The following is a 12,395-nucleotide window of genomic DNA, read 5'->3' as shown; positions in this document are numbered from 1 at the left end:
TCTCGGGAACGCGATCCACCGAAGGGGACTACTCGATAGCGGCTTCAATCGCTTGTTGCAGATCCGCCTGGAGGTCCTCCACGTGCTCTAGCCCGACGGACAGACGGACTAATCCATCCCGGAGGCCCGCCTCGATCCGCTCCTCGCGTGGGATCGCAGCGTGGGTCATCGCGGCTGGCTGCTCGATCAGGCTCTCGACGCCGCCGAGGGACTCCGCGAGCGTGAACACCTCCGTCGCGGCGACCAGCTCCGACGTCTCGTCGAGACTCGCGTCGAACTCGACGGAGACCATCCCGCCGAAGTCGTCCATCTGCTCGGCGGCGATCTCGTGTCCTGGGTGGGAGTCCAGTCCAGGGTAGTAGACCTGGTCGGCTGCGTCGTGGTTTTCGAGCCACGAAGCAAGCTGTGCGGCGTTCTCGCAGTGGCGGTCCATCCGGACGGGGAGCGTCTTCGTCCCCCGAAGGACGAGGAAGCTCTCGAACGGCCCTGGGGTCCCGCCGGCCGCGTTCTGGACGAATCCGAACTGGTCGTCGAGGCCTTCGTCGTCGGTGACGATCGCACCGCCGACGACGTCCGAGTGACCGCCCAGGTACTTCGTCAGCGAGTGGCAGACGAGGTCGGCGCCGTGGTCGAGCGGACGCTGGAGGTAGGGCGTCGCGAACGTGTTGTCGACGGCACAGAGCGCGTCGTACTCGTCGGCGATTTCCGCAGCAGCCTCGATGGCGACGACGGAGAGTAGTGGGTTAGTCGGTGATTCGAGCCACAGGAGCTCCGTGTCGGGCGTCATTGCAGCCTCGAGGGCGTCGAGATCTGTCACGTCGACGAACTTCGTCTCGAGGTCGTGGCGGTCGTACACCTGGGTAAGCAGCCGGTGCGTCCCGCCGTACACGTCGTTGCCTGCGACCACCCGATCGCCCGCTTCGAGCGTGTGGAGGATCGCGTCGATCGCAGCCATCCCGGAGGCGAACGCCCTGCCGAACTCCCCGCCTTCGAGGCTCGCGAGGTTGGCCTCCAGTGCCGCGCGGGTGGGGTTTCCCGTGCGCGCGTACTCGTACCCTTTGTCCTCACCGGGTGCGTCCTGCTCGAACGTGGTGCTAAGCTGGATTGCGGGCATGACGGCACCCGTCTCGTCGTCCGGGGCCTGCCCCGCGTGGATCGACCGCGTCTCGAACCGTTCCATGGTCGACACCTCGACTGCCTCAGGGTAATCCTTGGTGGTCGTCCTTGCCAGGGATCTGTACATCGCTCACCAGGTCTGGCGTCGGCTGGGGCGTCTTTCGGTCGCGCCGGTCGGTGGCCGATGTGGTGGTCAGTCCCGCCCGCGGACCGATCCTGCCTCGGTCGGTCCTGCTCCGGACGGTCAAGCCCCGACGGTGTTGCCCCGGACGGTCCGGCCCTGAACGGTCCTGCCTCAGTCGGTCCAACCCCGGACGGTTCGGCGCTCGCGGACGAGCCGAGAACGCACCTTTTATACCCGCGGCCGGGATATCACTCGCCAGAACTATGCCCGACTCTCATGGACCTCGCCGGGGAACCCGCGAGAAGCTCTCGAACGATCCACGCGACCGCGGGACGTCCCCGCCCCAGCGCGCTATCGCCGAGTTCGAAGAGGGTCAGTCCGTCCACCTCCGACTCGACCCGAGCGTCTCGGACGGCCGCTTCCACCCCCGCTTCAACGGTCACACCGGCGTCGTCGTCGGCGAGCAGGGCTCCGCGTACAAGGTTCGCATCGACGACGGTGGCAAAGCGAAGACGATCATCGCGACGGCTGCGCACCTGACGGCACAGGAATGACGATCTTCAAGGAGACGATCGACGAGGAGTACCTCACGATCTCGGAGGCCAAGCAGCTCCTCGAGGACATCGAGGACGAGCGGGCCATCGAGGAAGACCGCGAGATGCGCTACGAGCTCGCACGGGCCGTCGAGCACGTCAACCGCTTCGCCGTCCTCGACGCCGAGGAGTCCGTCGAACTCGTCGAGGAACTCAAAGACCTGGAGAAGGTCGACGAGAAGACGGCTTACAAGATCGCGGACCTCCTTCCCCAGAACCGCGACGAACTCCGCTCGGTCTTCGCCCAGGAGCGCTACACGCTCGACGGCGACGAACTCGACGAGATCCTGCAGGTCGTGGCGAAGTACGCCTGACCGCTCCGCGGACCTGGTTCTTCGATTCGATCCGTTCGATTCTCTTCGCTGGAGTCACCTGCCATCCCCGGCACCCTCCACGAGGCCGTGGCCGATTCTTTAAGTATCCACTCGCCGTACGGAACGTATCATGAGCGACTCCAAGAGCGACGAGACGGTTCGTCGCGCGGTCGTCCTGGACTATCTCCCCCACGGTCGGAGCGATGACGACCGACCCCAGTACCGCCGCTCTGCGGTCGGGTACGGCGTCGATACCGAGGATTTCCACCTCTACGAGTTCGCGCTCGCCGACGACGGGGAGACGTCGATCGGCGACGAGATCGACGTCGCTCCCGCCGACGCCTGGGACGACGTCGATCACGTCCGCGAGATCGAGTACGACGACCTGCCGAGCGGCGCGAACTCGGAACTCGACTACGTGATCGACGAACTGCTCGAAGACGAGTCGGACCGGTTCGTGAACGTCTACAACGAGGCCGGACCGATCACCCTCCGGCTCCACCAGCTCAATCTGCTGCCCGGCATCGGCGACAAACTCCGCGATTCGATTCTCGAGGAACGCAAGCGCCGGGGCCCCTTCGAGAGCTTCGACGACGTCGCAGACCGCGTCGACGGGCTGCACGATCCGAAGGGCGTGATCCGCGAGCGCATCTTCGAGGAGATCCGCGGCGACGACCTGAAGTACCGGCTGTTCGCGGTCCGTGACGACGAGTAGGCCGTCGGTTGGTGGCCGGGCACCCACTCCCGACTCCGTGCCGGAGCTTTAAGGTGGGACCACGGCCAATCCGGCGACGATGAGGGATCCAGACGGGCTGCTCGCTCGCGCCGGGGTATCGGGAAACCCCGACCGCGATCAGCACTTCCTGGTCGACGACCGGGTGCTGGACAGGCTGCCCGACCACCTCGATCCTGCCGCCGCTGACAGCGGCCAGATCGAGCACGTCCTCGAGATCGGTGCGGGAACCGGTGCGCTCACCGACCGATTGCTCGAGCGGTTCGACCGCGTCACTGCGATCGAACGAGATCCCACGCTCGCAACGTTCCTTCGTGAGGAGTTCGCCGACGCGATCGAGGCGGGACGACTCGACCTGATCGAGGGCGACGCCCTCGCGGTCGAGTACCCCGACTTCGACGCGTCGATCTCGAACCTTCCTTACGGCGCCTCCAGCGAGTTCCTCTTTCGGCTGCTTCCCACCGGAAAGCCGCTCGTACTGACCGTCCAACTCGAGTTCGCCGAACGGCTCGCCGCCGAACCCGGCACCCCGGAGTACGGCCGCCTGACGGTGAGCGCCGGCCACTACGCCGACGTCGACCTGGTCGAACCGGTTCCGCCGGAGGCGTTCTCCCCACCGCCGGCCGTCGAGAGTGCGATCGTCCGCGCGACCCCACGGACGCCGACGTACGACGTCGCAGACGACGAGTTCTTCCTCCGATTCGTCAAGGCGGTGTTCACCCAGCGGCGGAAGACGATGCGAAACGCGATCCGGAACACCGCCCACATCTCGGACCTCGACGACCCCGATGCAGTGGTCGCCGCCGCGGACGAGGACCTCATGAGCGCACGCGCTGGCGAACTGCCGCCGGAGCGGTTCGCCGAACTGGCGAGTCTCGCACTCGCCGAGGGGGTGGCCTGACCGTGGCGCTCGGTCTGGGGGACGCGGTGACTTCCGTCGAAGCGCGGATCCTCGTCTCACTGTCGATCGCGTTCGTCGCGTTGGCTGGTGCGTATCTCGTCCGGCGGCTTCGCCAGCGACTCTCCGACCGGATCGCGCCGATCGCTGTGGACCTCATCGGCTCGGTCCTGTCGATCGCGATCATCGTCGGGGCGGTCGTCGCCGTCGCAGATCTCTGGGGCGAGACGGAGACGCTGACGAGCCAGTTCGGGTTGCTCGAACTCGAACGGCGCGCACCCCAGATCGCCGTCACCGTCGCCGTGCTGGTCGGCGTCCAGGTCTTCACGAGCGTCGCCCGCCGGCTCCTGAACGACGTGACCCAGGAGAGCGACGCGATGAGCGAACACGAGCGGGAGATCAGCTACCGGCTCACCCAGTTGCTCTTCTGGTCGGTCGGGATCGTCTTCGTCCTCGGCGTCTGGGAGGTCAACCTCGGTGGCCTGCTCATCGGGGCGGGGTTCCTCGGGATCGTGGTCGGCTTCGCTGCCCGCGAAACGCTCGGATCGCTGCTCGCAGGCTTCGTGCTCATGTTCTCTCGACCATTCGAGGTCGGGGACTGGATCGGCGTCGGCGAGGGCGCCGAGGAAGCCGAGGGCATCGTCACCGACATCACGCTGATGAACACCCGCATCCAGGCGTTCGACGGCGAGTTCGTGATGGTGCCAAACGACGTGATCGGGAACCGGATGGTCAAGAACCGCTCGCGGAAGGGCCGCCTCCGCATGGAGGTCGAGGTCGGCGTGGACTACGAGGCCGACGTCGAGCACGCTCGCGACGTCGCCACCGACGCCGTCTCCGACATCGACATGATCATGTCCGTCCCGCGGGCGGAGACAGTGGTCAAGGAGTTCGACGACTCGTCGATCACGCTCGGCGTCCGCGGCTGGATCGAACACCCCAGTTCGCGGCGCCGCTGGCGCGCGCGGACCCGGATGATCCGCGCGGTGAAGGATCGCTTCGCAGCGGAGGGCGTCAAGATCCCGTTCCCGCAGCGGGAACTCACCGGTCGCGAAGAGCAGGGCGGATTCCGCGTCCTCGGTGACGCCCAGGCACAGTCGGCAAACGCAGACGCGCCCGCCGCGGCACCAGATCGCGACAATGCACCCGCCGACGGTGGCGTCGAATCGGCCGACGGCGGGCCTGCCTCCGAGGAGGACGGCGATGACGCCGGAGCGTGACCTCGCGGCCCGCAGGGGCCAGACCGAGACGGTGTACCAGCCGGCGGAGGATTCCCGGTTGCTCGCGACCGCTGCGATCGAGCACCTCGGACCCGACGACCGCGTCGTCGAGGTCGGTACCGGATCTGGATACGTCGCAGCGACAATCGCCCAGGAGACCGGTGCGGACGTGATCGGCACGGACCTCAACCCGGACGCGTGTGAACAGACCCGAGAGCGTGGCGTCGAGGCGCTCCGGGCGAACCTCCTCGATCCGTTCGCTGCCGATAGCTTCGACGCGGTCGTCTGCAATCCGCCCTATCTGCCGACGGAACCCGACGAGGAGCGATCGGACTGGATGGAGGTCGCGCTCTCGGGCGGCGAGTCAGGACTGGCGGTGATCGAACCGCTCCTGGCCGACGTCGGCCGCGCCCTTCGACCAGATGGCGTCGTACTGCTACTCGTGTCGTCGCTGACCGGCGTCGACGACGTCGTCGAACTCGCGTCCGCTGCCGGTTTCTCGGCCGCCGCCGTCGCCGAGGATTCGTTCCCCTTCGAGACGTTGAGCGTCCTGAAACTCGTCCGGTGATTCGAACGCGGCCATACCGTCTCCATATAGCACTTTGTCAGGTCAGTTCCCATTAGCGCTCCGGTAGGTCCATTTCCATTCAGCACTCGCCCTCCTGTTTGGTCTGATAGTGGGAGTCATTCGCAAGCGGTGACCGAGATAGATTACTACAACGTATAAAATTGAAGAGCAAATATTAAAGCCCGTCATTACGTAGTCGGCGGTAGCATGACGGAACTCGTCTCGACGACGCCGGGACTGTACCCCTTGCCCGACTGGGCCAAGCGGGATCTGGAGGAACTGAAAGGGCATCAGAAGCACGATCTGATCGACGGCACCGAAGGTGCCGAGATCACGGGCGTGTATGAGGAGGCTCGCGAGGAGGTCGTAACGCAGCAACTCGACGCCGGGCTCGACCTGGTCGTCGAGGGACAGCTCCGCTGGGACGACATGCTCGCCCACCCGCTCGCGGTTGCCGACGCAGTTGATACGCGCGGGATCGTCCGGTACTACAATAACAACAACTTCTACCGGGAGCCGGTGGTCACGGACGACCTCGAGGCGAGCGGCGACGTCGCCGCAGAACTCGAGGCAGCCGCCGAGATCACCGCAGAGCACGAGTCCGACGCCGATCTCGCCGCCGTACTGCCCGGTCCCTACACGCTCGCCGACCTCGCGACGGACGAGCACTACGGCGACGAGGCAGAGTTCGTGGACGCCGTCGCCGCGTTCCTCGCCGACGAGGCCGAGCAGTTCCCCGACGTCGCACACCTGACTCTCCTCGAGCCGTCCCTCGTCGAAGCAGCGCCTGGAGAGGGCCTCGACGAGCGCGCGAGTCAGGCCATCGACACCGTCGCGACAGCGATCGACGCCGAGGTCGCCGTCCAGCCGGTCTACGGCGCACTGGATGAGCGCGTCTACGCGCACCTCCTCGACGCGGATATCGACGCCGTCGGCTTCGACCTCGTCTCCGACCACGACGCGAACGTCTACAACGCGCAGGAGTACGGCGCCACGGACGACGTCCTGCTCGGGCTGGTCGACGGCCGGAACACGCTCGTCGAGTCCGCCGATACGATCCGCGAGCGCGTCGAGTGGTTCCAGGAGCAGACGCCCGCCGCGGATTACGGTCGGATCTACGCGACGGCGAACACCGACCTGTTCTTCCTGCCGACGAACCGCTTCGGCGAGAAGCTGGAGGCGCTCGGTGCGGCTGCCGCGACCACGGAGGTGGAAGCATGACGAAGGAGCAGTTCCGTCCCGAGGACCACCCGAACGACCACTTCCTCATGACAACGGTCGTCGGCTCCTACCCGAAGCCGAAGTGGCTCAACCGCGTCCGCGAGCGGTGTCACCACCAGGAGGACGTCGACCAGGTCGAACTCGAGCCCGTCGACGAGGAGACGCTGGCCGAGGCCGAGGACGACGCGGCTCGCCTGATCACGAAGGAACACGAACGCGCCGGGCTCGACGTGGTCGTCGACGGTGAGATGCGCCGGACGGAGATGGTCGAGTACTTCGCCGAACGAATCGAGGGCTACGAGTTCAACGGGCCGGTGAAGGTCTGGGGCCACAACTACTTCGACAAGCCCTCCGTCGTCTCGGAGGTCGAGTACGGCGAGCAGTGGCTCGTCGACGAGTACGAGTTCACGTCGGAGGTCGCCGACCGCCCCGTCAAGGTCCCGATCACGGGCCCCTACACGCTGGCCCGCTGGGTGTTCAACGAGCACTACGAGACGACCGCCGACCTCGCCAACGACCTCGCGGAACTCGTCAACGAGGAGGTCGAGAAGCTCGTCGACGCCGGCGCACGCTACATCCAGATCGACGAGCCCGCGCTCGCCCAGCACGAGGACGATCACGCCATCGTCGGCGAGGCCCTCGAGCGCGTCGTCGAGGACCTCCCCGAGGACGTCCGCATCGGGCTCCACGTTTGCTACGGCGACTATTCCCGGATCTACCCCGAGATCCTCGAGTTCCCGGTCGACGAGTTCGACCTCGAACTCGCAAACGGCGACTTCGAACAGGTCGACGTGTTCAAAGAGCCCGAATTTACCGCCGACCTCGCGATGGGTGTCCTCGACGCCCACGTTGCCGAGGTCGAGTCCGTCGAAGAGATCAAGGAGAACATCAAGAAGGGCCTCGAGATCGTTCCGCCCGAACAGCTCGTCGTCTCGCCGGACTGTGGCGTGAAGCTCCTGCCCCGCAACGCAGCCTACCAGAAGCTGGAGAACATGGTCCAGGCCGCTCGCGAGGTCGAGGCTGAACTCGACGCCGGCGAAATCGACGTCCTGCAGGCTCCCGCCAGCGCCGACGACTAACTGCCGACCGCCGTTTTCCCAGCAGCTGCGGTTTCAGACGATTCCCCTGACCAGCCCGCCGAGCAGGCCGAACCCCACCCCGATTCCGATCGCGAGGTAGAAGGGAAGCCCGAGTCCGATTGCGGGGCCCAGCGTTCCTGCGACGAACAACTGGATCGCCAGCAGCCCGACGACGAGGACGCCGAAGCCCAGTCCACGGAGCAGGCCGCGGTAGGGATCGATCGCCGGGAGTGCGACGAGCATCGCGCCGAGGACGATCCCGAGCGGATCGAGGAAGGCGGCCAGGATCCCGATGCCGAGCGCGATCGCCGTCGCGGTCCAGCGGGCGCGACGCTCGGCGCGGATCCGATCGAGTTCGGTCGTGAATTCGGCGACGACGCTCACGTTCCATCACCTCCGTCGCCGGAGAAGGTCGCGAACGTCGAGCCGCGGTGCTCGCGTGCCATCGTCTTGTACTCGCCGTCGAGCCACATCGAGAGCTGATCGTGGTAGTGCTCGGAGAAGTAGTCGCCGTCGTTGCCGCCGGGGAGGATCGCCTCCGAGTCGCCGTTCGGCGGCGCGAGCATCCGCCAGCTGCTGCCGACGTCGTCGTCGACGCGGACGTTCTTGAGCGTCACGTCGGAGCCCTCGGCGGGCTTGCTCGGATAGGCGAGGAAGCCAACGCCGAGGGGATGCTCGATGCCGAGTCGGTTCGCGTCGCCGTACGTGCCGTGGCCCGCGTCGTCGATTTCGGCCGCTGCACGCTCGGCGGCTTCGATCAGTGCGTCCTCGCGTGCCGGCACCGCGTCGCGATCGAACCACGGATCGTCGGCGGGGAGCGTGAGGAGGATCCAGTCGTTCGGGGTCGGCAGCGAATCGAGGTCGTCGAGGGCCGACCTGGCCTCGAAGGGCTCCTCGAAGACGATTTCGCGGAACGCGTCGAGCAGGTGGTCGAAGGCGAGCGCGCCGCGAGAGTCCGTCGTCGTCCGCTCGTCCCATCCATCGAGGTCGTCGGCGAGCGACGCTGCGCCGCCGGAGAGCCGGTCCCGCACCTCGAGGAGGTCTGGGACGAGCAATCGTGCCCGTCGGTCGAGCACGTCCTGCTGGACGTCGCGCATCGTATCGAGGTCGACTGGGCCCTCGGCCACCGCTGCGTCGAGCCGTTCGTAGGCCCGCGCGCCGCGGAACGGCGGCGCGTACCCGTCCGCGACGTAGAACCCGGGTTCGTCGATCACGCGCTGATTCGCCGTCGCGAGGTAGTCGGGGTTCACGACGCCAGGCTTGTCCTCGAACGGAACGAAGCCCTCCCAGGACGGTTGCCCATACGGCTCGAACCCGGTCCACTCGCCTTCCCGCGCAGAGCCGTCGAAGATTCGGTCGCCGCGGACGATCTCGCCGTCGCTGCGGCGGATCGGCATCCGCCCCGTCGTCCAGTAGAAGGTGTTGCCGGCCGTATCGGCGTACACGAAGTTCTGCGTCGGCGCGTCGAAACGCCGGAGTGCCGCAACCGCGTCCTCCAGCCCTTCACTGTGTGCGAGGTCTCTGACCGCGGCGAACGTCTCTGTGCCCGCGAGCCCAGTCCATTGCACGGCGACCTCCTGGCCAGCCTCCTCGACGACCGGGCCGTGGACGGTCTTCCGGCGTGTGATCGTCTCGTTGCTCGCACCGTCGACCTCGATTTCGACCTCCTCCGTCTCGAACTCGCGCCACTCGTCGCCGTAGCGGTAACGGTTGCCGTCGGTCTCGTAGCTGTAGTGGTCGCAGACGTCCGCGCCGACGTTGGTGAATCCCCAGGCACCGGAGTCGTTCTCGCCGATGACGACGAAGGGCGCGCCCGGGAAGGCGACTCCGCGCGTCTCGAAGGCCGCACACTCGAGGTGCTGCTCGTACCACACCGGCGGCGCGAGCAGGAGGAGGTGGGGATCGTTGCAGACGATCGGTTCGCCGTCGGCGGTGTGCTCGCCGGAGACGACCCAGGAGTTCGAGCCGACGCCGGTCGGCCAGGTGAACTGTGAGCAGTAGTCGGCGAGTTCGGGGCCGACGCGATGGCCGCCGGTACCGCTGGGTCCGGTCGGTTTTCGGTCAGCCCGATCGCTCACCGATTTGAGTTCGTCACCGATCAGCGCAGACGCCTCTGCAGCCGCACCGCTACCCGGAAGCTCCTGGGAACCTGATTCGAGCGTCTGCTCCCGGAGGATCGGCGAGTCGTGGTCCATCCGGTCGGGGTAGAGCCGCTCGACGACGTCCTCGCCGAACTCGTCGGCGACGACGGCCTGCTGGAGCGGCCGGAAGTTCCCGGTCAGGCCCCAGGAAATCTGCTTCTCGACGAGCATGACGTCGGTCGCCGTCCAGGGATCGGGCTCGTACTCCAGTAACTCGAACTCGAGCTGGAGCCCCTCCGTTCGGCGGGCCTCGTTGACGCCCTCGACGTAGGCCTCGACGATCGGTTCCGTCTCGGTGCCACGCAGTTGCTCGACCGTCGCCTCCGCTGCGGCGGTGAAGTCCATGCGGCGGTGGAACTCGTCGGACTCGACCGTCGCGTCGCCGGCGACTGCCGAGAGCGTCCCGCGCATCTGCCGGCGGAACAGGTCCATCTGGAAGAGCCGGTCGGTGCCGTGGACGTAGCCCGTGGCGTATGCCAGGGCTTCCTCGCTCTCGGCGTCGACGTGGGGGACGCCGTACTCGTCCTTGCGGATCGTCGCGTCGCCGTACGGGCTCGCGAAGTCGCCGCCTGGATCGCGTCGCGCGGCGTCCCACGCGCCGCCGGAGAGGGGCGCGAACAGTCGAAGGTACCGGCGGATCTGCGGGACGCCGCTGATCGCGATCCCGCTCCCGAGCGCTGCCCCGAGGATCGCCCTGCGCGTGTGCTCCGAGACCACAGCGCAAGATTTGCCTCCGGTGGCTTATAGCTGCGGCCCGAGTGACTGGTTCGCCGCTATGGTGACGGGGTCGTCCCTGTTCGAAAGCGCACAGCACCGCGAAAAACCGCCGCGAACGCCGAAACGCTGACTACTCGTACAGCCAGGTCTCGTCGATGCGCTCGTAGTCGACCAGTTCGTCGTCGTCGAAGAACAGGTCGATCTCGCGCTCGTTCGCGCCCTCGTCCTCGTGGTCGGAGCCGTGGATCACGTTCCGGCCGAGGTCGAGACCGAAGTCGCCCCGGATCGTGCCGGGGGCGGCGTCGGCGGGATCGGTCGCGCCCATCATCCGGCGGACCTGCCGCGTCGCGTCCTGCCCCTCCCAGACCATCGCGAAGACTGGTCCGGAGGTGATGAAGGACACGAGGTCGTCGAAGAACGGCTTGTCCTCGTGCTCGCCGTAGTGGTCCCCGGCGAGCTCCTGGTCGATCTGCATGAACTTGCCGGCGACGAGCTTGAGCCCGCGCTCCTCGAGTCGCGATACGATCTCGCCGATCAGCCCGCGCTGGACGCCGTCGGGCTTGACCATCACGAAGGTGCGCTCGCTCATTCTTCGTCGTCCTCTTCGACGTCTTCGTCGTCTGCCTCGGTCTCGTCAGCGTCGGCCTCGTCGGACGTTTCCGCCTCGTCGGCGTCTGCGGAGTCGTCCTCGGAATCCTCCTCGGTCACGTCGGGCTCCTCGACGGATTCCTCCACGGACTCCTCGGCGCCCTCCTCGGCGCGAGCGAGTCGCTCGGCCTCCTCGTCCTGGATCCACTCCAGGTCGCGGGGTTCGCGGCCGAGTTCGGCGTTCTTCTCGCACTTCGAGGAGCAGTAGTGGATCGTGGTGCCGTCGGTGCGCACGAACATGGTGCCCGTGCCCGGCGGGATTTCGCTACTGCAGTAGTCGCACTCTCGGGTCTGGGGCATCGTTACTGGCCTCCGATGGAGTCGGCCTCGCGGGCCGTCTCGCGCAGCTGGAGCACGTCGCCCTCGCGGACGGGCCCCAGGACGTTGCGCGTGATGATTCGTCCCTGGTTGTCGCCCTCGCGGATCCGGCACTTGACCTGCATGGCTTCGCCGTGCATGCCGGTCTTGCCGACGACCTCGATGACTTCAGCCGGCGTGGAGCCGGCCTCGGACTCTTCGGCGCTCATGGGCGATTACCGGAGTTCCTCGACCTTGGCGGCGATGTCCTCGACGTCGTCCTCGGCGTCGCCGGCGTCGACGACGGCTGCCGCGGCGGAGCCGACCTCGAGACCGGCGGCGTGGCCGACCTGATCCTGCTCGTCCACGAAGACGAACGGGACGCCCTTCTCGTCGGCGAGCTCGGGGAGGTGCATGACGATCTCCTCGGGCGTGACGTCCTCCGCGATGACGACGAGCGAAGCGTTGCCTCGCTCGATGGACTTCGTCGCCTCGTTCGTTCCCTTCTTCACCTGACCTGTGTCCCGGGCAACCTCCAGCGCCTCGAGGGCGTCGTCCTGAAGGTCAGCCGGCACGTCGAAATCTACGTATACTGGCATTGGATCACCTCCTGCACTCGGGCTCGGGCTCCCCTGCCATCCCGGCCGCCTCTTCGGCGTACCGGCCCCGCCGTGAGCGGGCATAGTCCTGTGTGGCTAGGAGCTTCATCAACCCGGTGCAGGCTGT

At 66.9% G+C, this 12,395-nt stretch carries 15 protein-coding genes; 8 read left to right on the top strand and 7 right to left on the bottom strand.

Translation table 11 applies throughout. From position 1 onward, the window contains the following. Positions 1 to 28 precede the first annotated feature (28 nt). Complete coding sequence (locus L593_RS01410) at positions 29 to 1,180, bottom strand: cystathionine gamma-synthase (RefSeq protein WP_020445130.1); 1,152 nt, start codon at positions 1,178 to 1,180, stop codon at positions 29 to 31. A 323-nt stretch (positions 1,181 to 1,503) separates the two neighbouring features. Between L593_RS01410 and L593_RS01405 the strand changes: the two genes are divergently transcribed. The 8 genes from L593_RS01405 to L593_RS01370 all read left to right on the top strand — a co-directional run bounded on the left by L593_RS01405 (position 1,504) and on the right by L593_RS01370 (position 7,866). Then, on the top strand, positions 1,504 to 1,794 hold the full coding sequence (locus tag L593_RS01405) for a 50S ribosomal protein L21e (RefSeq protein ID WP_020445129.1): 291 nt from the start codon (positions 1,504 to 1,506) through the stop codon (positions 1,792 to 1,794). After that, on the top strand, positions 1,791 to 2,147 hold the full coding sequence (locus L593_RS01400) for an RNA polymerase Rpb4 family protein (RefSeq protein WP_020445128.1): 357 nt from the start codon (positions 1,791 to 1,793) through the stop codon (positions 2,145 to 2,147). Before L593_RS01405 ends, L593_RS01400 begins: the two co-directional genes overlap by 4 nt. A gap of 130 nt (positions 2,148 to 2,277) precedes the next feature. Next, positions 2,278 to 2,862 carry a DUF655 domain-containing protein gene (locus tag L593_RS01395; RefSeq protein ID WP_020445127.1) on the top strand — a complete coding sequence of 195 codons (585 nt, stop codon included), beginning with the start codon at positions 2,278 to 2,280 and terminating at the stop codon, positions 2,860 to 2,862. Between the two features lie 79 nt (positions 2,863 to 2,941). After that, positions 2,942 to 3,781 (top strand): 16S ribosomal RNA methyltransferase A, encoded by an 840-nt coding sequence (locus L593_RS01390; RefSeq protein ID WP_020445126.1) that lies wholly within the window; start codon positions 2,942 to 2,944, stop codon positions 3,779 to 3,781. Positions 3,782 to 3,783: 2 nt separating this feature from the next. Continuing rightward, a complete protein-coding gene (locus L593_RS01385) occupies positions 3,784 to 4,998 on the top strand; it encodes a mechanosensitive ion channel family protein (protein ID WP_236608592.1) in 1,215 nt (404 codons plus the stop codon). Beyond that, complete coding sequence (locus L593_RS01380) at positions 4,982 to 5,566, top strand: HemK2/MTQ2 family protein methyltransferase (protein ID WP_020445124.1); 585 nt, start codon at positions 4,982 to 4,984, stop codon at positions 5,564 to 5,566. The genes L593_RS01385 and L593_RS01380 overlap by 17 nt, the downstream gene beginning before the upstream one ends. A 207-nt stretch (positions 5,567 to 5,773) precedes the next feature. Continuing rightward, positions 5,774 to 6,787, top strand: coding sequence for a hypothetical protein (locus L593_RS01375; RefSeq protein WP_020445123.1), 1,014 nt, complete (start codon positions 5,774 to 5,776; stop codon positions 6,785 to 6,787). Then, positions 6,784 to 7,866 (top strand): methionine synthase, encoded by a 1,083-nt coding sequence (locus tag L593_RS01370; protein ID WP_020445122.1) that lies wholly within the window; start codon positions 6,784 to 6,786, stop codon positions 7,864 to 7,866. The genes L593_RS01375 and L593_RS01370 overlap by 4 nt, the downstream gene beginning before the upstream one ends. Positions 7,867 to 7,899: 33 nt before the next feature. Here the strand turns inward: L593_RS01370 and L593_RS01365 are convergent, their stop codons facing one another. The 6 genes from L593_RS01365 to rpl7ae all read right to left on the bottom strand — a co-directional run bounded on the left by L593_RS01365 (position 7,900) and on the right by rpl7ae (position 12,268). Continuing rightward, entirely contained in the window at positions 7,900 to 8,250 is a 351-nt protein-coding gene (locus tag L593_RS01365) for a hypothetical protein (RefSeq protein ID WP_020445121.1), read from the bottom strand. Next, complete coding sequence (locus tag L593_RS01360) at positions 8,247 to 10,724, bottom strand: penicillin acylase family protein (protein ID WP_020445120.1); 2,478 nt, start codon at positions 10,722 to 10,724, stop codon at positions 8,247 to 8,249. Before L593_RS01360 ends, L593_RS01365 begins: the two co-directional genes overlap by 4 nt. Before the next feature lie 130 nt (positions 10,725 to 10,854). Next, on the bottom strand, positions 10,855 to 11,313 hold the full coding sequence (gene ndk / locus L593_RS01355; RefSeq protein WP_020445119.1) for a nucleoside-diphosphate kinase: 459 nt from the start codon (positions 11,311 to 11,313) through the stop codon (positions 10,855 to 10,857). Beyond that, positions 11,310 to 11,672: a 50S ribosomal protein L24e gene (locus tag L593_RS01350; protein ID WP_049893753.1), complete on the bottom strand. Its 363-nt coding sequence runs from the start codon at positions 11,670 to 11,672 to the stop codon at positions 11,310 to 11,312. The genes ndk and L593_RS01350 overlap by 4 nt, the downstream gene beginning before the upstream one ends. 2 nt (positions 11,673 to 11,674) lie before the next feature. Further along, entirely contained in the window at positions 11,675 to 11,899 is a 225-nt protein-coding gene (locus L593_RS01345; protein WP_020445117.1) for a 30S ribosomal protein S28e, read from the bottom strand. 6 nt (positions 11,900 to 11,905) lie between these two features. Continuing rightward, a complete protein-coding gene (rpl7ae, locus tag L593_RS01340) occupies positions 11,906 to 12,268 on the bottom strand; it encodes a 50S ribosomal protein L7Ae (protein WP_020445116.1) in 363 nt (120 codons plus the stop codon). Positions 12,269 to 12,395 lie beyond the last annotated feature (127 nt).

The sequence above is a fragment of the Salinarchaeum sp. Harcht-Bsk1 genome (genome assembly GCF_000403645.1).
Taxonomy (GTDB): Archaea; Halobacteriota; Halobacteria; order Halobacteriales; family Salinarchaeaceae; genus Salinarchaeum.
This window is presented reverse-complemented; position numbering and strand designations above follow the sequence as displayed.

Coding starts and splice junctions, on each gene's coding strand:
- L593_RS01410 (WP_020445130.1), bottom strand. CDS start 1,180: ATGGAACGGTTCGAGACGCGGTCGATCCACGCGGGGCAGGCCCCGGAC.
- L593_RS01405 (WP_020445129.1), top strand. CDS start 1,504: ATGCCCGACTCTCATGGACCTCGCCGGGGAACCCGCGAGAAGCTCTCG.
- L593_RS01400 (WP_020445128.1), top strand. CDS start 1,791: ATGACGATCTTCAAGGAGACGATCGACGAGGAGTACCTCACGATCTCG.
- L593_RS01395 (WP_020445127.1), top strand. CDS start 2,278: ATGAGCGACTCCAAGAGCGACGAGACGGTTCGTCGCGCGGTCGTCCTG.
- L593_RS01390 (WP_020445126.1), top strand. CDS start 2,942: ATGAGGGATCCAGACGGGCTGCTCGCTCGCGCCGGGGTATCGGGAAAC.
- L593_RS01380 (WP_020445124.1), top strand. CDS start 4,982: ATGACGCCGGAGCGTGACCTCGCGGCCCGCAGGGGCCAGACCGAGACG.
- L593_RS01375 (WP_020445123.1), top strand. CDS start 5,774: ATGACGGAACTCGTCTCGACGACGCCGGGACTGTACCCCTTGCCCGAC.
- L593_RS01370 (WP_020445122.1), top strand. CDS start 6,784: ATGACGAAGGAGCAGTTCCGTCCCGAGGACCACCCGAACGACCACTTC.
- ndk (WP_020445119.1), bottom strand. CDS start 11,313: ATGAGCGAGCGCACCTTCGTGATGGTCAAGCCCGACGGCGTCCAGCGC.
- L593_RS01350 (WP_049893753.1), bottom strand. CDS start 11,672: ATGCCCCAGACCCGAGAGTGCGACTACTGCAGTAGCGAAATCCCGCCG.
- L593_RS01345 (WP_020445117.1), bottom strand. CDS start 11,899: ATGAGCGCCGAAGAGTCCGAGGCCGGCTCCACGCCGGCTGAAGTCATC.
- rpl7ae (WP_020445116.1), bottom strand. CDS start 12,268: ATGCCAGTATACGTAGATTTCGACGTGCCGGCTGACCTTCAGGACGAC.